The sequence below is a fragment of the Limimonas halophila genome (assembly GCF_900100655.1).
Classification (GTDB): domain Bacteria; phylum Pseudomonadota; class Alphaproteobacteria; order Kiloniellales; family Rhodovibrionaceae; genus Limimonas; species Limimonas halophila.
On the sequence record NZ_FNCE01000010.1, the window covers coordinates 1 to 17,458 of the forward strand.

The 17,458-nt window shown below is 70.1% G+C and carries 18 protein-coding genes; 10 read left to right on the forward strand and 8 right to left on the reverse strand.

Going from position 1 to position 17,458, the window contains the following annotated elements:
• Nucleotides 1-132 precede the first annotated feature (132 nt).
• Nucleotides 133-693: a hypothetical protein gene (locus BLQ43_RS11665; protein ID WP_090021070.1), complete on the forward strand. Its 561-nt coding sequence runs from the start codon at nt 133-135 to the stop codon at nt 691-693.
• Nucleotides 694-724: 31 nt separating this feature from the next.
• Nucleotides 725-2,293, forward strand: a complete 1,569-nt coding sequence (locus BLQ43_RS11670) for a GMC family oxidoreductase (RefSeq protein ID WP_090021072.1) — start codon at nt 725-727, stop codon at nt 2,291-2,293.
• Between the two features lie 226 nt (nt 2,294-2,519).
• Here BLQ43_RS11670 and argB read toward each other — a convergent pair whose 3' ends face one another.
• Genes argB through rpmH form a run of 6 tightly spaced genes read right to left on the reverse strand, consistent with a single transcriptional unit; the run spans nt 2,520 to nt 7,081 of the window.
• Nucleotides 2,520-3,449, reverse strand: a complete 930-nt coding sequence (gene argB, locus BLQ43_RS11675) for an acetylglutamate kinase (protein ID WP_090021075.1) — start codon at nt 3,447-3,449, stop codon at nt 2,520-2,522.
• A 14-nt stretch (nt 3,450-3,463) separates the two neighbouring features.
• Nucleotides 3,464-4,162 (reverse strand): ribosome biogenesis GTP-binding protein YihA/YsxC, encoded by a 699-nt coding sequence (gene yihA, locus BLQ43_RS11680; protein WP_090021080.1) that lies wholly within the window; start codon nt 4,160-4,162, stop codon nt 3,464-3,466.
• Nucleotides 4,163-4,181: 19 nt separating this feature from the next.
• Nucleotides 4,182-6,215, reverse strand: coding sequence for a membrane protein insertase YidC (gene yidC, locus BLQ43_RS11685; protein ID WP_090021082.1), 2,034 nt, complete (start codon nt 6,213-6,215; stop codon nt 4,182-4,184).
• A gap of 15 nt (nt 6,216-6,230) precedes the next feature.
• On the reverse strand, nt 6,231-6,500 hold the full coding sequence (gene yidD, locus BLQ43_RS11690; protein WP_090021084.1) for a membrane protein insertion efficiency factor YidD: 270 nt from the start codon (nt 6,498-6,500) through the stop codon (nt 6,231-6,233).
• On the reverse strand, nt 6,497-6,934 hold the full coding sequence (rnpA, locus tag BLQ43_RS11695) for a ribonuclease P protein component (RefSeq protein WP_090021086.1): 438 nt from the start codon (nt 6,932-6,934) through the stop codon (nt 6,497-6,499). Before rnpA ends, yidD begins: the two co-directional genes overlap by 4 nt.
• A gap of 12 nt (nt 6,935-6,946) precedes the next feature.
• The gene (gene rpmH / locus BLQ43_RS11700) at nt 6,947-7,081 is read right to left on the reverse strand and encodes a 50S ribosomal protein L34 (protein ID WP_090021281.1); all 135 of its coding nucleotides are present in this window, start codon (nt 7,079-7,081) and stop codon (nt 6,947-6,949) included.
• A gap of 241 nt (nt 7,082-7,322) precedes the next feature.
• On the opposite strand from rpmH, the gene BLQ43_RS11705 reads away from it, so the two are divergent.
• The 4 genes from BLQ43_RS11705 (at nt 7,323) to BLQ43_RS11720 (ending at nt 11,575) form a co-directional block, all read left to right on the forward strand.
• Entirely contained in the window at nt 7,323-8,084 is a 762-nt protein-coding gene (locus BLQ43_RS11705) for a TVP38/TMEM64 family protein (protein ID WP_090021283.1), read from the forward strand.
• A 40-nt stretch (nt 8,085-8,124) separates the two neighbouring features.
• Complete coding sequence (locus BLQ43_RS11710) at nt 8,125-9,555, forward strand: dihydrolipoyl dehydrogenase family protein (protein WP_090021088.1); 1,431 nt, start codon at nt 8,125-8,127, stop codon at nt 9,553-9,555.
• Nucleotides 9,556-9,636: 81 nt separating this feature from the next.
• Complete coding sequence (locus tag BLQ43_RS11715; protein WP_090021091.1) at nt 9,637-11,055, forward strand: sensor histidine kinase; 1,419 nt, start codon at nt 9,637-9,639, stop codon at nt 11,053-11,055.
• A 103-nt stretch (nt 11,056-11,158) separates the two neighbouring features.
• Nucleotides 11,159-11,575 (forward strand): hypothetical protein, encoded by a 417-nt coding sequence (locus BLQ43_RS11720; RefSeq protein WP_090021093.1) that lies wholly within the window; start codon nt 11,159-11,161, stop codon nt 11,573-11,575.
• Between the two features lie 170 nt (nt 11,576-11,745).
• Here BLQ43_RS11720 and BLQ43_RS11725 read toward each other — a convergent pair whose 3' ends face one another.
• A complete protein-coding gene (locus tag BLQ43_RS11725; protein WP_218119199.1) occupies nt 11,746-12,651 on the reverse strand; it encodes a LysR substrate-binding domain-containing protein in 906 nt (301 codons plus the stop codon).
• An 82-nt stretch (nt 12,652-12,733) separates the two neighbouring features.
• Between BLQ43_RS11725 and BLQ43_RS11730 the strand changes: the two genes are divergently transcribed.
• The 3 genes from BLQ43_RS11730 to BLQ43_RS11740 all read left to right on the forward strand — a co-directional run bounded on the left by BLQ43_RS11730 (nt 12,734) and on the right by BLQ43_RS11740 (nt 15,875).
• Complete coding sequence (locus BLQ43_RS11730) at nt 12,734-13,648, forward strand: DMT family transporter (RefSeq protein WP_090021098.1); 915 nt, start codon at nt 12,734-12,736, stop codon at nt 13,646-13,648.
• Nucleotides 13,649-13,762: 114 nt separating this feature from the next.
• Nucleotides 13,763-15,022, forward strand: coding sequence for a methyl-accepting chemotaxis protein (locus BLQ43_RS11735; protein ID WP_090021101.1), 1,260 nt, complete (start codon nt 13,763-13,765; stop codon nt 15,020-15,022).
• 136 nt (nt 15,023-15,158) lie between these two features.
• Nucleotides 15,159-15,875, forward strand: a complete 717-nt coding sequence (locus BLQ43_RS11740) for a substrate-binding periplasmic protein (protein ID WP_245659574.1) — start codon at nt 15,159-15,161, stop codon at nt 15,873-15,875.
• Nucleotides 15,876-15,889: 14 nt separating this feature from the next.
• On the opposite strand, the gene BLQ43_RS11745 is transcribed toward BLQ43_RS11740, so the two are convergent.
• A complete protein-coding gene (locus BLQ43_RS11745) occupies nt 15,890-16,270 on the reverse strand; it encodes a hypothetical protein (protein ID WP_090021106.1) in 381 nt (126 codons plus the stop codon).
• A 170-nt stretch (nt 16,271-16,440) separates the two neighbouring features.
• Here BLQ43_RS11745 and BLQ43_RS11750 point away from each other — a divergent pair, with 170 nt between their 5' ends.
• Entirely contained in the window at nt 16,441-17,430 is a 990-nt protein-coding gene (locus tag BLQ43_RS11750) for an NAD-dependent epimerase/dehydratase family protein (protein WP_090021109.1), read from the forward strand.
• The last annotated feature ends 28 nt before the right edge of the window (nt 17,431-17,458 follow it).

The following is a 17,458-nucleotide window of genomic DNA, read 5'->3' on the forward strand; positions in this document are numbered from 1 at the left end:
GTCCCGAGCATGCAAGAACAATGGGACGCGGTCACCGCGTCCCGAGCATGCAAGAACAATGGGACGCGGCGACCGTGTCCCGCCGATCCAACAAGAACAATAAAAACGAAAATGATGAGGGAGAGTCACGTCATGACAACGGGAGAGAGCGCCATGGACCGCCGGCGGTTCCTTCGGCTCGGCGGAGCCGTGGCGGCGGTGACGGCCGCCGGCGCGCCGGTGCTGTTGGCGTCCGACCGGGCGCTGGCGGTCGAATTGACAGGCGCCGTGGATCAGCACGGCGCCGACACCCTGCTGGCGATGCTGCGGCGCCTGTATCCGCACGCCAGCCTGGGGGACGTCTACTACCTGAACGTCGTGGCCGACCTGGACAGCGAGGCGGCTGAAAACGGGGAAACCAAGACGCTGCTCGCCGAGGGCGTGAAAACCTTGGACGACGCCATGGGCGTGCCGTTCAAGACGCTCTCCGACGGCTACCAGGTCAAGGTGCTCAAGCGGATCGAGGGCGAGCCATTCTTCGAGAAGGTGCGCGGCAAGGCCGTGGTGTCGCTCTACAACCAGAAGCTGGTCTGGCGCCAGCTCGGCTACGAGGGCGCGTCCTTTCCCAAGGGCGGCTACATCCGCCGCGGGTTCGACGACCTGGCGTGGCTGCCGGATCCGCCGGCCAGCGCCAGCCCGCCCGCCCACGGCTGACCGCCCCGCACGTTCAGGGAGGACGCACATCATGGCCACGATCGACGCATCCGACGACAGCGCCGTCGTCATCATCGGCTCGGGCGCCGGCGGCGGCACGCTGGCGAACGAACTCTGCCAGAAGGGCATCCGGGTGGTGCTGCTGGAAGCCGGCAAGCGCTATTCCATCGGCGACTTCACCAACGACGAGTGGGAAGCCTTCAACCAGCTGTCCTGGCTGGACCTGCGCACTGCATCCGGCAGTTGGCGCGTGGCGCGGGACTTTCCCAACCTGCCGGCGTGGATCTGCAAGACGGTGGGCGGCACCACGGTTCACTGGGCCGGCGCCAGCCTGCGCTTGCAAGCGCACGAATTGAAAGCGCGCAGCACCTACGGCGACGTGCCGGGCGCCAACCTGGCGGACTGGCCGCTATCGCTCGACGACCTGGAGCCCTACTACGACAAGGCCGAAAAGAAGCTGGGCGTCACGCGCACCAACGACATCCCCGGCCTGCCGGGCAACAACAACTTCAAGGTCATGTACAACGGCGCTTCGCGGGTGGGCTACGAAACCGTCCACACCGGGCGCATGGCGATCAACAGCCAGCCGCGCGACGGCCGGCCAGCGTGCCAGCAGCTTGGCTTCTGCTTCCAGGGCTGCAAGACGGGCGCCAAGTGGTCGACGCTCTACACCGAGATCCCCAAAGCCGAAAAGACGGGGAACCTGGACCTGCGCACCCAGGCGCAGGTGGTGCGGATCGAGCACGACGACGCCGGCAAGGCCAGCGCGGTGGTTTACGTCGACGCCAACGGCGACAAGCAGCGCCAGCGGGCGCGCGCGGTGTGCGTCGCCGGCAATTCCATCGAGACGCCGCGCATGCTGTTGATGTCCGACAGCAACAAATTCCCCGACGGGCTGGCGAACTCCTCGGGGCAGGTCGGGCGCAACTACATGCGCCACATGACCGGCTCGGTCTACGGGGTCTTCAACAACCCCGTGAACGGCTACCGCGGCACCACGATGGCCGGGATCATCCAGGATGAGTCGCGCTTCGACGACAGCCGCGGCTTCGTCGGCGGCTACGAGATGGAGACCATCTTCCTGGGCGTTCCCTTCATGGCGGCCTTCCTGAACCCCGGCGCCTGGGGCGAGGACTTCACCGAGGAAATGGAAGCCTACGACCACATGGCCGGGATGTGGCTGGTCGGCGAAGACATGCCGCAGGAGAGCAACCGGATCACGCTGCACGACTCCAAGCGGGATCAGAACGGCATGCCGGTGCCGAACGTGCACTTCGACGATCACCCCAACGACATCGCCATGCGCAACCACGGCTACAAGGCCGGCTCGGCGGTGTACGAAGCGGCGGGCGCCATCCGCACGATCGAAACGCCACCCTATCCCTCGACCCACAACCTGGGCACCTGTCGGCAGAGCGCCGACCCGGCGGACGGCGTCTGCAACAGCTTCGGCCAGACGCACGACGTGGCGAACCTTTTCATCTCGGATGGCAGCCAGTTCACCACCAGCGGCGCGGAAAACCCGACGCTGACGATCGTGACCCTGGCGATCCGGCAGGCGGACTACATCGCCGAGCAGATGCAGAAGCAGGCGATCTGATCCCCGCACGCCGCGCCGATGCGGCCGGGAGCGCTGTGCCAGCCGCAGCGCTCCCGTTTCGTGAGGGGATCGGATGAAGCCCAGCGCGGCGGCTTCGACCCCGCCGCGAGCGCGCCGTTATGGCGCGCCCGCCGCCGACCCGCCGTGAAGGTTCGGATGGCGACCGTCCCCGAGACAGCCGCCCCCATCGCCGGTCCGCGGGCGTCCGTTTGCCCGATTGATGGGATCAACCTGCTTCCAGGTTGCGGATGATGGTGCCGACGCCGCGGTCGGTGAAGGTTTCCAGCAGCAGGCAGTGGGGCACACGGCCGTCGAGGATGACGGAGGCCTCGACGCCCTGCTCGACGGCGTGCAGGCAGGTCTCGACCTTGGGGATCATGCCGCCGGAAATCGTCCCGTCGCCGATGGCGTAGCGGGTCTGGTCGGGCGAAAGCTCGGGGATGAGCGCCCCATTCTGATCGGAGACGCCGGGCACGTCGGTGAGCATGAGCAGGCGCGTGGCGCCGAGCGCCGCGGCGATGGCGCCGGCGGCGGTGTCGGCGTTGATGTTGAAGGTCTCGCCGTTGGGGCCCCAGCCGATGGGCGCGATCACGGGGATCATGCCGGCGTTTTCCATGGAGGCGATGACGCCGGCGTTGATGTGCTTGGGCTCGCCGACGAAGCCGAGGTCGACCACGCGCTCGATCTGGGAATCCGGGTCGCGGGTCTTGCGCTGAAGCTTGCTGGCCTCGATGAGGGCGCCGTCCTTGCCGGAAAGGCCGACGGCGGTGCCGCCCTCGGCGTTGATGGTGCTGACGATCTGTTTGTTGATCGTCCCGGCGAGCACCATCTCCACGACCTCGACGGTCTCGGCGTCGGTGATGCGCAGGCCGTCGACGTACTGGGACTGGACGTTGAGGCGCTCCAGCATGCGGCCGATCTGCGGGCCGCCGCCGTGGACGATCACGGGGTTGATGCCGACGTGCTTCATCAGCGCGATGTCGCGGGCGAACACCTTGGCCAGCTCGGGGTCGCCCATGGCGTGACCGCCGTACTTCACGACGAAGGTCTTGCCCGAGTACTGGCGCATGAACGGCAGCGCCTCGGTAAGGGTGCGCGCCGTCCGCAGCCAGTGCTTGGTCTCGCCGATGCTGCGCTGTTGGGTATTGCCCGCCATGCCCGCTCCCGTCGTCACTGTTCGATATGCGCCGCGAGCGCCGCGAGTTCGCCGCGGACCTCTTCGATGCCCCGGCCGGTCTGCGCCGAGGTGACGCGCACGACCGGGTGGAGGGCCACGTGCTTGGGCCCGAGATCGCGAACCGCCTGCACGGTTTCCGTCAACGCGGCCTGGCTGCGCATCTTGTCGGCCTTGGTGAGCAGTACCTGATAGGGCACCGCGGCCTGGTCCAACGCCGTCATCACGGCCCGGTCGTTGTCGCGCACACCGCGGCGTGCATCAACCAGCACGCACACCCGGCGCAGGTTCGGTCGACCACGGAGATAATCGTACGTCAGCTCGGTCCAGCGCCGCACCTTGTCCTTGGGCGCCTTGGCGTAGCCGTACCCGGGCAGGTCCACCAGCATCAGCGCGCCGGCGAGATCGAAGAAGTTGATCTGCTGCGTGCGCCCCGGCGTTTGCGAGGTGCGGGCCAGCATCTTCTGGCCCACGAGCGCGTTGATGAGCGAGGACTTGCCGCAGTTCGACCGGCCGGCGAAGGCGATTTCGGGCGTCTCGTGGGCGAAACTCGGCATGGAGTCCAGCTTGGCCGCCCCCGCGACGAAGCGGGCGGGCCGGGCGAACAGCAGCCGCCCGGCCTCCAGATCCAGGTCCGATTCCGGCTCGACAGCGGCCGGATCGGGCGCGGGGCCTTCGTCCACCTCGTCGTTCATGGGGCGTCGCTCATGGCGGTCAGCGCTTGCGGCCCTTGCGGCCCTTGCCGCCGCCCTTCTTGGCCGCGGCCGGGTTGCGCTTGCTCGTGCGCGGCCCGCCGTCGCCGCCCTGGGACGCCGCGGGTTGGGCCGGTTCCTCCGCCGGCTGCGCAGCTGCCGGAGCGGGTGCGGTTTCGGCCTCGCCATTGCCCGTGCCGGCGGCGGTGGCCGTACCGCCGTCGCCGCCCGAGCCGTTGGCGTCGCCCGTGCTGGCGGCCGGCTTGGCGGGCGATTCCATCTTGCCGCCGATCTGCATGCCCGCCCGGCGCATGATGATGTACTGCTGCAGGAAGGTGAAAATGTTGTTGCTCGTCCAGTACACCACCAGGCCGGACGGGAACTGTGCCAGCAGGAAGGTGAAGACGATCGGCAGCAGCTTGAAGATGCGCGCCTGCGTGGCGTCGGCCGGCTGCGGGTTCAGGGCCTGCTGGGCGTACATCGTGATGCCCATGATGATGGGCAGGATGCCGATGCTCAGGAAGTCGATCGGGCCCAGGTTCGGCACCTGATAGGGCAGCAGCCCGAAAAGGTTGATCCAGCTCGTCGGGTCCTTCGCCGAGAGGTCGTCCAGCCACAGCATGAAGGGGGCGTGGCGCATCTCGATCGTGACGAAGAGGACCTTGTAGACGGCGAAGAAGAAGGGGATCTGCACCAGGATGGGCAGGCAGCCCGAGGCCGGGTTCGCGCCCTCGCGCTTGTAGAGCGCCATCATCTCCTGGTTCAGGCGCTGCTTGTCGTCGCCGAACTGCTCGCGCAGGCGCTGCATCTCCGGCTGCAGCTTCCGCATCTTGGCCATCGAGCGGTAGGACTTGTTGGCCAGCGGGAAGAAGACGAGCTTGATGGCGAGCACCAGCAGGATGATGGCGACGCCGAAGTTGCCCGTAATCCCGGCGAAGAAATCAAGCGCGTGGAAAACCGGCTTCGTCAGGAAGTAGAGCCAGCCGAAGTCGACCGCCTTGTCGAAGTGCGGGATGCCGAGATCCTCGGCGTAGCCGTCCAGCAGCGAGACTTCCTTGGCGCCGGCGAACAGGCGGTTGGTCGTCGCGAACTGCTCACCCGGCGCGATGCGCGTGCTGTTGTGCAGGTAGTCGGCCTGGTACTTGTCGACGCCGTTGCCGTTGGTGTGGACGAAGCGCGTCTCCACCTCGGCGTCCTGGTCGGGGACCAGGCTGACCAGCCAGTACTTGTCCGTGATGCCGGTCCAGCCGCCCGTCGTGGTGCGGCTGATCGGGCCGTCCTCGCGCACGTCGTCGTAGTCGATCTCGTCCAGGGTGCCGTTGTACACCCCGATCGGGCCTTCGTGCAGAATGTAGTAGCCCAGCGTGTCCGGTGTGCCGCGGCGGGATACCAGCCCGTACGGGGCCAGCGAGACGGGCTCCCCGGCCTCGTTGGTGACGCGCTGCGTCACCTCGAACATGTAGTCTTCGTCGATGGAATAGGTGCGCTCGAAGCGCAGCCCGGTCTCGCCCGTCCAGGTGAGCGTGACGTCCTGGTCGACGGTCAGCTTGTCCGCGCTTGCCTCCCACCGCGCGTCGCGGCCCGGGACGTCCGCGGGGCCGCCCGAGGCCACCCAGCCGAAGGACGCGTAGTAGGCGTTCTCGGAATGCGGCGGGGAGAGCAGGTCGATCTTGGGGCTGTCGGGGGCGTTTTCGACGCGGTACTTGCGCAGCGTCAGGTCGTCGATGCGCCCGCCGACCAGCGAGATCGAGCCGTCCAGCTTGGGCGTGTCGATGGCCACGCGCGGGCTTTCGTCCAGCGCGTTCGCGCGGTTCGTGACCTCGCCCCCAGCACTGCCCGGCGCGCGGCCGTCCGCCGTGGCGCCGCCGCCGTCGTCGGGCTGCGGCGCCGAGGCCGGGGCGTCGCCGGTGGCCTGCGACTGGGCAGCCTGCTGCTCCGGCGCGGGCTTGCCGTCCTGGCCGGTCGGCTGCTCCTGCGTCCGGTAGAGCAGTTCGAAGCCGAGCAGAATGGCGACCGAGAGCACGATCGCCATGAGGAGGTTGCGCTGCTGCTCCATGGCGTCCGCCGTTCGTTACCGCCGGTCCTGCCCCGGTGCCCGGGCGGGTGGCACCGGATCGAAACCCCAGCTTCCCAGGGGATGGCAGCGCGCCAGCCGGCGCACGGTCAGCCACCCACCGTAGACCACGCCGTGGCGCCGGAGCGCGGTCAGCGCGTACTGGGAGCACGTGGGCTCGTAGCGGCAGTGACCGGGCGTGAGCGTGGAGATGGCCCGATACACATGAACCGCACCCAGCGCGGCGCGCTGGGCCAGCGCGGACGCGATGGGTGCGGCGTGCTTCATTCCGTGTCCTTCCCGGCGTCCGCCGGAGACGCGGCGGTGGTGCCCGCGCGGCCCGTTGCGGTGTTGTCGGCCCGGGCGTGCGCCGTTCGGCGATTGAGCTTGCGGACGGCGACGCGCACGTCGTTCAACAGGTCCGGGTACGCGCGGTCCAGCGTGGCCTTGCGCCCGATAACGACGTAGTCCGTGCCGGGCGCGCCTTCACGCGGCAACACCTCGCGCGCCGCGGCCCGGAGCCTGCGGCGCGCGCGATTCCGCTGCACGGCCTTGCCGACCTTGCGCGAAACGGTGATGCCCAGGCGCGCGACATCGTCGGCGTCGACACGCGACTCGCGCGGAAGCGCCTGCACCACGACTCCCGGCATGACCTTTTTATATCGCCCGCGGGCGATACGCAGGAACTCGGGCCGTTTGGTGAGCCGGCCGAGGCGCGGCATGCCTCGCGGGCGTCAGGCGCTCAGGCGCTTGCGGCCCTTGCGGCGACGATCGTTGATGACTCGGCGGCCGCCCTTCGTCGCCATGCGCGCACGAAAGCCGTGGCGGCGCTTACGGACCAGGTTGCTGGGCTGGAACGTCTGCTTCACGGCTGTAAGCTCCTGTTTGTCCGGCGGTGGGGCGCGGGTATAAGCGGCGGTCCAGTCCGTGTCAACGCGCATTGCCGCCGCTCGGCAGCGGGCAGCCGCCCGCGCATGCCGAGGGCACGGCTTCCACCGGGTTTCACGCCCGTTGACAGGGTCGTGATTTGGGTTCGCGCCCCAACCTGCGCCATATCAACGTTCGATGGGCGTGGGAAGACCGGGCTCCGGAAGCAATATGGGCGACAGGATGAGCACCAAGGATCAGGCAGACGCCCCGAACCAGGCCACGGGGACGGGGCGCCGTTCGCGGTTGACGCGGTGGCTGCCGCTGCTGGCGCTGGTGGCCGGGTTCGTCCTCTTCTTCGCGCTCGGCCTGGACAAGTACCTCAGCTTCGACGCGCTCGCCGAGCACCGGGCGTGGCTGGAACAACAGGTGGCCGACAACGCCGTCCTGGCGGCGGCGGCCTTCGTGGTGGTCTACGCGCTGGTGGCGGCCTTCTCCATCCCCGGCGGGGCTTTCCTGACCATCCTGGGCGGCTTCCTCTTCGGCACGATCGGCGGGGCGATCTACGCCGTGACGGGGGCGACCATCGGGGCGGTCGCCGTCTTCCTGGCGGCGCGCACGGCCCTCGGCGACGCGCTGCGCGAGCGCGCGGGCTCGGCCGTGGAGCGCATGCGCGCGGGCTTTCAGGAAGACGCCATGAACTACCTGCTCTTCCTGCGCCTGATCCCGGTGTTCCCGTTCTGGCTGGTGAACCTCGTGCCCGCGTTCCTGGGCGTGCCGCTGCGCACCTACGCCATCGGCACGTTTCTCGGCATCGCGCCGGGCTCGGTGGTTTACGCCAGCGTGGGCAACGGCGTGGGCAACCTGATCGCCGTTGGTGAGAAGCCGAACCTGGGCATCATCTTCGAGCCGAGCATCCTGGGGCCGATCATCGGGTTGGCCCTGCTGTCCATGCTGCCCGTGGGCTACAAGAAGTACCGCGCCTGGCGCGCCGCGCGCGGCTGAGCGATATTCGTCCTTTCAACACGTCTCCGGATCCCGAAACATGACACGCGAGCTTACGCCGGATCTCTGCATCATCGGCGGCGGGTCCGCCGGCCTCGCCATCGCCGCCGGGGCGCAGCAGATGGGGGCCGACTGCGTCCTCATCGAGCGCAACAAGATGGGCGGCGACTGCTTGAACTACGGCTGCGTGCCCTCGAAGGCGCTGCTCGCCGCCGGCCGCTCGGCGCAGCTGGAGAAGCTGGCACGCCAGTACGGCGTTCAGTACGGCGCGCCCACGATCGATTTCCAGGGCGTACACGACCACGTCCACGGCGTCATCGCGGGCATCGCGCCGCACGACTCCGTGGAGCGCTTCGAGGGCCTGGGGGTCACCGTCCTCACCGAGCACGCGCGCTTTGCGGATGCGCGCACCGTGGAAGCCGGCGACGCCCGCGTGCGTGCCCGCCGCTTCGTCATCGCGACGGGCTCCGGTCCCATGGTCCCGCCCATTCCGGGCCTTGATCAGGTGCCCTACCTGACCAACGAGACGGTGTTCGAGCTGACCGAGCGCCCCGAGCACCTGATCGTCGTGGGGGGCGGCCCCATCGGCTCGGAGATGAGCCAGGCTTTCGCCAACCTGGGCTCGCGGGTCAGCCTCGTGGACATGGCGCGCGTGCTGCCCAACGACGATCCCGAGGCCGCCGAGGTCGTGCGCGGCCAGCTCCGGGCCGACGGCGTGGAGATCCACGAGCAGGTCAAGGTCGCGGGCGTGGCCAAGGGCGCCGACGGCGGCGTCGAGGTGACGCTGGCGGACGCGGACGGCGAGCGCACCGTGGCCGGGAGCCACATCCTCGTCGCCGCTGGGCGTCGCACGAACCTGGACGGCCTCAACCTGGAGGCGGCCGGCATCGAGCACGCCAAGGGCAAGCTGACGGTCGACGACCGCCTGCGCACCACCAACAAGCGCGTGTTCGCCGCGGGCGACGCCGCCGGCAGCTATCAGTTCACTCACGCCGCCGCCTACCACGCGGGCGTGATCATCAAGAACGCGCTCTTCCGCCTGCCCGCGAAGGCGGACCACAGCGCCCTGCCGTGGGTGACCTACACCCACCCCGAGTTGGCCCACGTGGGGCTGAGCGAGGCCAAGGCGCGCGAGCAGCACGGCGACTCCATCCGCGTGCTGCAGGCGCCCTTCGCCGACAACGACCGCGCCCGCACCGAACGCCGCACGGACGGCTTCGTGAAGGCGATCACCACGGCCAAGGGCCAGGTGCTCGGCTGCACGATCGTCGGGGAGTCCGCAGGCGAGTTGATCTACCCCTGGATCCTGGCGGTGCAGCAGAAGCAGAAGGTGGGACCGCTGGCGCAGATGATCGCGCCGTACCCCACGCTGGGCGAGGCGTCCAAGGGCGCGGCGGGGCAGTTCTACACGCCGAAGCTCTTCTCCGAGCGGACTCGCCGCATCGTGCGCTTCTTGGCAAAGCTCGGCTGACGCGCTATTGCGGACGCAAGCACCTACCACGCACGTGGATGGTGCGGTCGCCCCGAACAGGAAGGGGTGCATCCGTACAGCATGTCGCGCATCCGTTTGCCGAGCGCCGTCAAGAGCCTGTCCGCGCGCCTGCTCGTGCTGACGATCTTTTTCGTCATGCTGGCGGAAGTGCTGACCTACGTTCCCTCCATCGCGCGCTTTCGCATGACCGAGCTGCAGGACCGCCTGCAGGCCGCCCATCTGGCCGTCATGGCCGCGCAGGACAGCGAACGGCTCTCGCCGAAGGCGGAAGCGGGCATGCTGCGCGAGGCGCAGGTTTACGCCGTCGAGCTGCACCGGCCGGATGGAACCGTGCGCAGCCTCGGCACCAGCGCTCATGTCACGCCCGCGCAGACCTATGACCTGCGCCGAGCCGGCCTTGTGGACATGGTCGGGAACGCCTTCGACACCCTTTTTACCGGTGGCGATCGGCGGTTGCGCGTCATCGGGCCGGTGCCCGGCCGTGACGACGCCGTGCTCACCGTAGACCTGGACGAAGGGCCCCTGCGCGCGGCCATGATCGATTACAGCGAGCGCATCCTGGCGCTGTCGCTGGTCATCTCCATCTTCACGGCCACGCTCGTCTACATCGCGCTCACGCTGCTGATGGTGCGGCCCATGCGCCGGCTGACCGACAGCATGATGCGCTTCCGCGAAGACCCGGAGAACCCGGACAGCGTCATCACCGCCTCGGGGCGCGACGACGAGATCGGCACCGCCGAGGCCGAGCTGGCGTCCATGCAGGAGCGCCTGACGAATGCGCTGCGCCAGAAGGAGCGCATGGCCGCGCTGGGCGTGGCCGTGACCAAGATCAACCACGATCTCAAGAACATCCTCGCCACGGCGCGCTTGGTGTCCGACCGCATGGGCGAGAGCGAGGACCCCGAGGTCGCGCGCATGGCGCCGCGGCTGGTCAAGACGATCGACCGCGCGGTGAACCTGTGCGTGCAAACCCTCACCTACGCCCGCGAAGGGCCGGTGCAGCTGGATCTCGACACGGTCGACCTGAACGCGTTGGTAAGTGAGGTGGCGGCCGGACTGCCCGTTGCCGCGCCGGATCAGGTGCGCGTGGACAACGAGCTGCCCGAGGGCTTCACGGCGACGGCGGACCGCGAGCAGCTCTACCGCGTCTTCGCCAACATCGCCCAGAACGCCGTGGAGGCCGGCGCGACGCACCTGCGCGTCCACGGCGGCCGGAAGGCGCGGCGCACGCTCGTCTGCATCTCGGACAACGGGCCCGGGCTGCCGCCCACGATTCAGGACACGGTGTTCCAGCCGTTCCAGACCGCGGGCAAGACCGGCAGCAGCGGCCTCGGGCTCGCGATCGCGCGGGATCTGGTGCGCGCCCACGGCGGCGAGATCACGGTCGTCAGCACCAGCGGCGAGGGCACGGAGTTCCGCATCGATTTGCCGGACCGCGCCGCTGCGGCGCAGGCCGTGCCGCGGGCTGCGGCGGGCTGACACGGCCGCGCCGTGCGCCGAAACGGTGGGCGGCGGGAGTGCGCGTGTGTAAACTGCGCGCGGGAATCGCCCCGCTTTTTCGGACAACGGACGTTTCGACGGCATGGATTTGTGGACGCGCTACACCTTGATCGGCGTCGCCATCGCGATCGCCGCGGTCATCGGGCTGAGCATGGCCGCCGGGGCGGAGACCAGCCGCGGCTACGGCTTCGGCCTGCTGATCTTCGCCGTGGCGGTGCTGCTCGAATTCCGTGTCGTGAACGCGTACTTCGACGCGCGCGACGGCCGTACGGCCAAGATCCTGCCGCGCGTGGACGAGATCACGCCGGCCAGCTTCGAGGGGCGCGTGATGGCGGGCGCCGGAAGCGCGGTCGTGGCCGTCGCGGTCGGGCTGTCCATGGCGGCGGGCGCGGCGCCGTCCAGCTTCAGCTACGCGCTGGGGCTGCTGATCTTCGCCGCCGCCGTCGGCTACATTTTCCTGCTCATCAAAAAGCACTTCGACAACCGCGACGCGGCCTGACGGCGCGGTGCCCGAACCTCTCGGATCGCGCCCCATCCCCCGGTGAATACAGCCGCGCAGAAGTGCGAGCGTAGGGGTTAAGCAGCCCACCAGTGTTCGCCGTGCACCAGCCGGCTCGGTGAGACCCAGCCCCCGGTGAATACAGCCGCGCAGAAGTGCGAACGCAGGGGTTAAGCTGCCCACAGCTTATCGCGGATCATGTCGTAGAGCCGCCGCGCGGGTTCGGAGGGCCGGCCGGGCGCGCGGTGCAGCGCGATTTCGATGGCGGGCAGGGACGGCAACCCGCTGTTTTCGTCCAGCGCGCGCATCTCCGGCGTCACCATGTTCACCGTTGTCGGGGACACGGCGAGGCCGGCGCGCACCATGGCCTGCTGGCCGGTTACGCTCTTGCTGGTGTAGATGACCCGCCACCGCCGGCCCGCTTCGGTCAGTGCGCGCGTGGCGTGTTCGCGGAAGACGCAGGCCTCGCGCGGATAGACCGCCAGCGGCAGCGGATCGGCGTGCTCGATGGCGCGCGAGCGCGCGGCGCTCCACACCAGGGGCTCGCGCCGCAGGGCCTCGCCGCCAGGGCTGCGGGTCTGGCGCGTGACGAGAGCGAGATCGAGATCGCCGCGGCGCACGCGGTCCACCAGGGAGACCGAGAGGTCGCAGCGCACGTCCAGGTTCACCGAGGGGTGCGCTTCCGAGAAGTCCCGCAGCGTCTCCGGCAGGTAGAACGCGTAGTCGTCGGGGATGCCCAGGCGCACCGCGCCCGACAGCGCCGCGCCCGTGAGATCCCGCCACGCCTCGTCGTTCAGGCGCACGAGTTCGCGGGCGTGGGTTTGCAGGCGCTCGCCGTCCACGGTCAGGCGCACGCTGCGGCCCTCGCGGTGGAAGACGGGCGTGCCGAGATCCCGCTCCAGCCGGCGGATCTGCATGCTCACCGTCGATTGCGTCGTGCCCAGCACCGAGGCCGCGGCGGTGAAGCTTCCCGCCTCCACGACCGTGAGAAAGGTGCGCAGCACGTCCAGGTCGAAGCTGTTGGCCGTGGTCATGCGTGCGGCGCTCAACTCATCGCCGTGTTTGATCGAAGCCATCACGGAGATGTCCTACCGCGATGGTCCGTTCCGACTTAGGTGTGCGCTGGCTTCAGGGTCAAGGCACGCAGGGAGGTCGGTCATGCAGCGGCGTATTCTGGACGGAACGGCAGCCTGGACGGCGAGCGAAATCCGGGCATTCGCGGCAGCGGTTTTCGCGGTGGTTCTCTGGGGGCTGCTGCCGGTGCTGCGCGAGCACGCCGCGAGCGTGCCGGCGATGCAGATGACGGCGCTGGCGCTGGCCTGCGCGGCGCTGGTGGCGAACCTCTCGGGCGGCCAGCGCGAAACCGGCGAGAGCGGCTCGGCGCACGTGGACGTGCGCACCTGGTTCGTGCTCTCGGGGGCGCTGGTGGGCGCCATCGTGTTCTACTTCCTGGGGCTCAACGCGGCGCCGGCGGCGCAGGTGACGCTGATCACCTACATCTGGCCGCTGATGTTCGTGGCCGCCAGCGAGGTGCTCACCGTCGGCCGCGTGCGCGCGGTGGTGCTGCTGGGCGCGCTGATCGCCTTCGCCGGCGCCGCGGTGCTGATCGCGCGCGACTGGGACGGCGGCATCGTGGCCGGGCACGCCGCCGGCTACGCGGCGGGGCTGGCCAGCGGCGCGTGTTGGACGGTGTATTCCCTGATCGTGCGCGGCCGGCAGGCGCTGGGCGCCGGCTTCTTTCCGCGCCTGTTCACGCTGGGCGCGCTTATCGCCGGGGCGCTCCACCTGTGGATCGAGCCCACGGCGTGGCCCATCGCGCCGGAGGCCATGCTGATCGCGGCGGCGATCGGCGCGGGCCCGTACGGCCTGGCCTTCATCGCCTGGGCGCACGGCATCCGCTACGGCCCGGTGCGCGCGGTCGGGGCGCTGACCTACGCCGTTCCCATCATCGCCAGCGCCTTCCTGGTGGCGCTCGGCCTGGCGGAGCCGTCGTGGCGCCTGGTGGTGGCGACGCTTGCCGTGATTGCCGGGGTCGCGGTGACCAGCCGCGGCAGCCGGCCCAAGGCGGCCTGAGCGGCTCCGGCATGCTCCTTTCGGGATCGGCTCGCGTCCGCTAGACTCAAGTTAATCGGAATGCAACCCGCGTAGCCGTACGAAGACGCCGGGCGGGTCCGAGGGGGAGCGAGCATGGCGCTGGATCCGGACAAGGCGCAGACCATTTGCGACCGCATTGCGGGCGAGTTGGACCTGACCGTGTCCTTCATGGGGGAGGGCGGGGAGATCTTCGCCTCCTCCGCCCGCGAGCGCATCGGCTCGAAGCACCGCATCGCCGCCGAGGTCATGGCGGGCCACAGCGACTGCCGCGACGTCTCCGCCGAGGAGGCGGCCCGCAGCGAGGCCATGCGCGAGGGGCGCAACATCGCCCTGGACGTGGACGGCGAGCGCGTCGCCAGCCTGGGCGTGGCCGGGCCGCTGCAGTTCGCGCGGCCGCTGGCGAACGTGGCGCGCGAGTGGGCGCGTTCCCTCATGCGCGAGGATCAGGCGCGCGCCGAACGCGACGCCGCCCTCAAGCGGCTGGGCGAGAGCCTGCGCGACGACATGGGTGCCGCCGTCCGCGAGGTCGACGACAGCGTGCGCGCGCTCACCGACGCCTTCGACAGCGTCAGCCGGCACCATTCGACGGTGCTGGCGGATGTGAGCAGCACGCGCGAGGCCACGGAAAGCGTGCGCGCGCATCTGGACGAAATGCGCCAGCGCGCGGAGGCTCTGTCGGAATCAGCCAACACCGTCACCAGCGCGGTCAAGGAAGCCGGCAGCAGCGCGGCCGAGGCGCGCTCGGAGGCCGACGACGCCAGCGAGGTCATGGACAAGCTGCGCACCGCCGCCGACGAGATCGGCAAGGTCGTCGACCTCATCAATTCCATCGCGCGCCAGACCAACCTCCTGGCGCTCAACGCCACGATCGAGGCGCAGCGGGCGGGCGAGGCCGGCAAGGGCTTCGCCGTCGTCGCCGACGAGGTGAAGAGCCTGTCCAACCAGACCACGCAGGCGACCGAGACCATCGGCCAGCACGTGCAGGAGCTGCGCGAGCGCACCGCCGCCGTCGACGAGCGGCTGCAGCGCGTGGTGCGTGCCGTGCACGGCGTCGAGGAGACGAACACGCGGATCGACACCACGGCCGCAGAGGCGGCGCGGCTCGTGGGCGAGATCGCGGACGGCGTGCAGCAGGCGGGCGCGCAGGGCGAAGCCGCGGGGGAGCGCTCGCGCTCGGCGGAGGATGCCGCCGGCAGCGCCGACCGCGACATTCAGGCCGTCGCCGGGGTCGGAGAAACGGCCCTCACGGCTGTCGCCAAGCTGCGCGAGCACCTGGACGCGACCGTGCGCGAACTGGGCGCTGCTGGCGCCGGAAGCGCCGCCGAGAACGCGGGTACGGCGGCAGCTGCGTAGCCCCGGGTCGCGCTCACCACCCACGACGGTTTGACGCTCCGGCCCGGCGTGGCGACACTGTTGCAAGATGCGTGTTTAGGGCAGGTGAGGATCGCGCGTGGGTCGAGGGGGGACAAGCCGACGCGCCGTGGCGGCGATGCTTGTGCTGGTGCCGGCCGTGGCGAGCGCCGAGCCGCTGTCGCTGGTGACCGGGCCCGGCTACGAGCCCTTCGCCGACCCCGACCTGCCCCACGGCGGCGTGGCCACGCGCGTCGTCCGCGCGGCCTTCGCGGCTGCCGGGCGCGAGGTCACGGTGAGCTACATGCCGTGGAAGCGCGGCTACCGGGCCACCCTGGCCGGGGAGTTCGCCGCCACCTATCCCTACGTTCATACCCCCGAGCGGGCGCGGAAGCTGCGCTACAGCCAGCCGATCGTGGAGACGAAGGCCAAGGCCTGGGTCCTGGAGGGCCATTCGCTTGCCGTGTCCGAGCCGCGCCAGCTCGACGGCACGACCGCGTGCCTGCCCGACGGCTACGCGCCGTCGAGCGCCACTGCGGCGGCGTACGCCGATGGCGCGATCGAGCGGCTCAGCCCGGGCTCGATGCGTGCCTGTTTCCGCTTGCTGCGGCGCGGCCGCGTGGACTTCGTGGAAACCAACCGCCCGGTCATGATCGCCAGCGCGTCCGCCGTGTTTCGGGACCTGGACGGGATTCGGCCGCTGCCGTTCGTGCTGGAGAAAAACGCGCTGCATCTGGTGGCGCCGCGCTCGGCGGCGGCCGCGCAGGACGTCATCGACACCTTCAACCGCGGCCTGGAAAAGCTGAAAGCCAGCGGTCGCTACGACGGGATGCTGGACACCTATCTGGCGGAGTGACGCCGGCCCGGGCGTCAGGCGGCGTTTTCCGCCGCCTCGCGCACACGCCGGCTGGCGCGAGCGGCCACGCTGGGCGCGTAGAGGACCGAGAGCGCCGGCTCTTCCGCGTGCCCCGGATTGACCACACCCATCGGGCCGTTTTCGCCGCCGTAGGCCGGGGCTTCCTCGGCGCTCAGCCGTTCCACCCAATACAGGCTGGGATCGGCGAACCCGCCGCTCCCGCCGGGCGCTTCGTTGCCGACATGGCGCGGCACGTAAATCTCCTCGGCGTCGGCCGCAAGCACGCGGGCCATCGCCGCCGAGGGCGCGCGAACCACGACGTCGTGCCAGATCCGCCGGTCCTGCCAGCGGCTGTCGGTCCGGTCGGCCACCGGGACAAAGCGCCAGAGCGGCATGGTTACTCCCCCGCAGGTCACGCCCGACCGGCGCGGATACCGTACGGCGCGGCGGCTGGCAAGGCCCCGCCGCGGGCGGCAGGCGGGGCCGGGTGCGGGTGTCCCGGGCGTTGACCGGGACGGTGCCGCGGCGTCACAACCGTGCGACGGGCAACCACCGCGGAGCGGGCATGTCCCAGAGCACTGCCTTCATCACGGGCGCGACGGGGTTCGTCGGCCAGAACCTGCTGGAACAGCTGACCCTACAGGGCTGGCAGGTCACGGCCCTCCACCGGCCGGGCGCCGACCCCGAGCCCCTCGACCGCTTTCACGCCACCCCCGTCGAGGGCGATGTTCGCGACCCCGACAGCCTGCACCGCGCCATTCCCCAGGGCGTCGACGTCGTCTTTCACGTCGCGGGCAACACCAGCGTCTGGTCGCGGCGCGATGCGCAGCAGTGGCGCGTCAACGTGGAGGGCACGCAGAACCTCCTGGCCGCGGCGCGGGCGCGCGGCGCCGGCCGGGTCGTGCACACCTCCACCTGGAACGTCTACGCCCCCGAGCTGCAGGCCCGGATCACGGAAGACAGCCCCAAGCTGGGCGCGGAGTCGTGGATTCACTACACGCGCTCGAAGTATGCCGCGGAAAAGGCGGTACACGACGCCGTCGCCGCCGGGCTGGATGCGGTGGTGGTGAACCCCGGCCACGTGATCGGCCGGTACGACGCCCGCGCCTGGGGGCGGCTGATCCGCGCCGCGGCGCGCGGGCTGGTGCCGCTGGCGCCGCCGGGAGAGGGCTCCTTCGCCCACGCGGAAGCCGTGGCGCGCGCCCACATCGCCGCTGCCGAGCACGGGCGCACCGGCGCCAACTACCTGCTGGGCGGGGCCGACGCCTCCTTCCTCGACCTCGTGCGCGAGGCCGCGACCCTCGCGCACCTGCGCTACGTGCCGGGTCACACCGTTCCGGCACCGCTGTTCCGCCTCGCGGGACGCGTGGGCGCGCTGATGGGCGCGGTCACGCGACGCGACCCGGGACTGACGCCGGAAGCCGCGGCGATCACCTGCACCCGCGCCCACATCGTCTCCGACCGGGCCGAGCGCGAGTTGGGCTACGAGCCGGCCGACCTGCACACCATGGTCGCCGACTGCTACTGGTGGATGCGCCGCCACAACGCGCTCTAAACACGCTCGAAAACGAAAACCGCCCGGC

Bases quoted from the DNA above. Each gene is read 5' to 3' on its own strand.
- BLQ43_RS11665 (WP_090021070.1), top strand. From the start codon at position 133: ATGACAACGGGAGAGAGCGCCATGGACCGCCGGCGGTTCCTTCGGCTC.
- BLQ43_RS11670 (WP_090021072.1), top strand. From the start codon at position 725: ATGGCCACGATCGACGCATCCGACGACAGCGCCGTCGTCATCATCGGC.
- argB (WP_090021075.1), bottom strand. From the start codon at position 3,449: ATGGCGGGCAATACCCAACAGCGCAGCATCGGCGAGACCAAGCACTGG.
- yihA (WP_090021080.1), bottom strand. From the start codon at position 4,162: ATGAACGACGAGGTGGACGAAGGCCCCGCGCCCGATCCGGCCGCTGTC.
- yidC (WP_090021082.1), bottom strand. From the start codon at position 6,215: ATGGAGCAGCAGCGCAACCTCCTCATGGCGATCGTGCTCTCGGTCGCC.
- yidD (WP_090021084.1), bottom strand. From the start codon at position 6,500: ATGAAGCACGCCGCACCCATCGCGTCCGCGCTGGCCCAGCGCGCCGCG.
- rnpA (WP_090021086.1), bottom strand. From the start codon at position 6,934: ATGCCGCGCCTCGGCCGGCTCACCAAACGGCCCGAGTTCCTGCGTATC.
- BLQ43_RS11705 (WP_090021283.1), top strand. From the start codon at position 7,323: ATGAGCACCAAGGATCAGGCAGACGCCCCGAACCAGGCCACGGGGACG.
- BLQ43_RS11710 (WP_090021088.1), top strand. From the start codon at position 8,125: ATGACACGCGAGCTTACGCCGGATCTCTGCATCATCGGCGGCGGGTCC.
- BLQ43_RS11715 (WP_090021091.1), top strand. From the start codon at position 9,637: ATGTCGCGCATCCGTTTGCCGAGCGCCGTCAAGAGCCTGTCCGCGCGC.
- BLQ43_RS11720 (WP_090021093.1), top strand. From the start codon at position 11,159: ATGGATTTGTGGACGCGCTACACCTTGATCGGCGTCGCCATCGCGATC.
- BLQ43_RS11725 (WP_218119199.1), bottom strand. From the start codon at position 12,651: ATGGCTTCGATCAAACACGGCGATGAGTTGAGCGCCGCACGCATGACC.
- BLQ43_RS11730 (WP_090021098.1), top strand. From the start codon at position 12,734: ATGCAGCGGCGTATTCTGGACGGAACGGCAGCCTGGACGGCGAGCGAA.
- BLQ43_RS11735 (WP_090021101.1), top strand. From the start codon at position 13,763: ATGGCGCTGGATCCGGACAAGGCGCAGACCATTTGCGACCGCATTGCG.
- BLQ43_RS11740 (WP_245659574.1), top strand. From the start codon at position 15,159: ATGCTTGTGCTGGTGCCGGCCGTGGCGAGCGCCGAGCCGCTGTCGCTG.
- BLQ43_RS11745 (WP_090021106.1), bottom strand. From the start codon at position 16,270: ATGCCGCTCTGGCGCTTTGTCCCGGTGGCCGACCGGACCGACAGCCGC.
- BLQ43_RS11750 (WP_090021109.1), top strand. From the start codon at position 16,441: ATGTCCCAGAGCACTGCCTTCATCACGGGCGCGACGGGGTTCGTCGGC.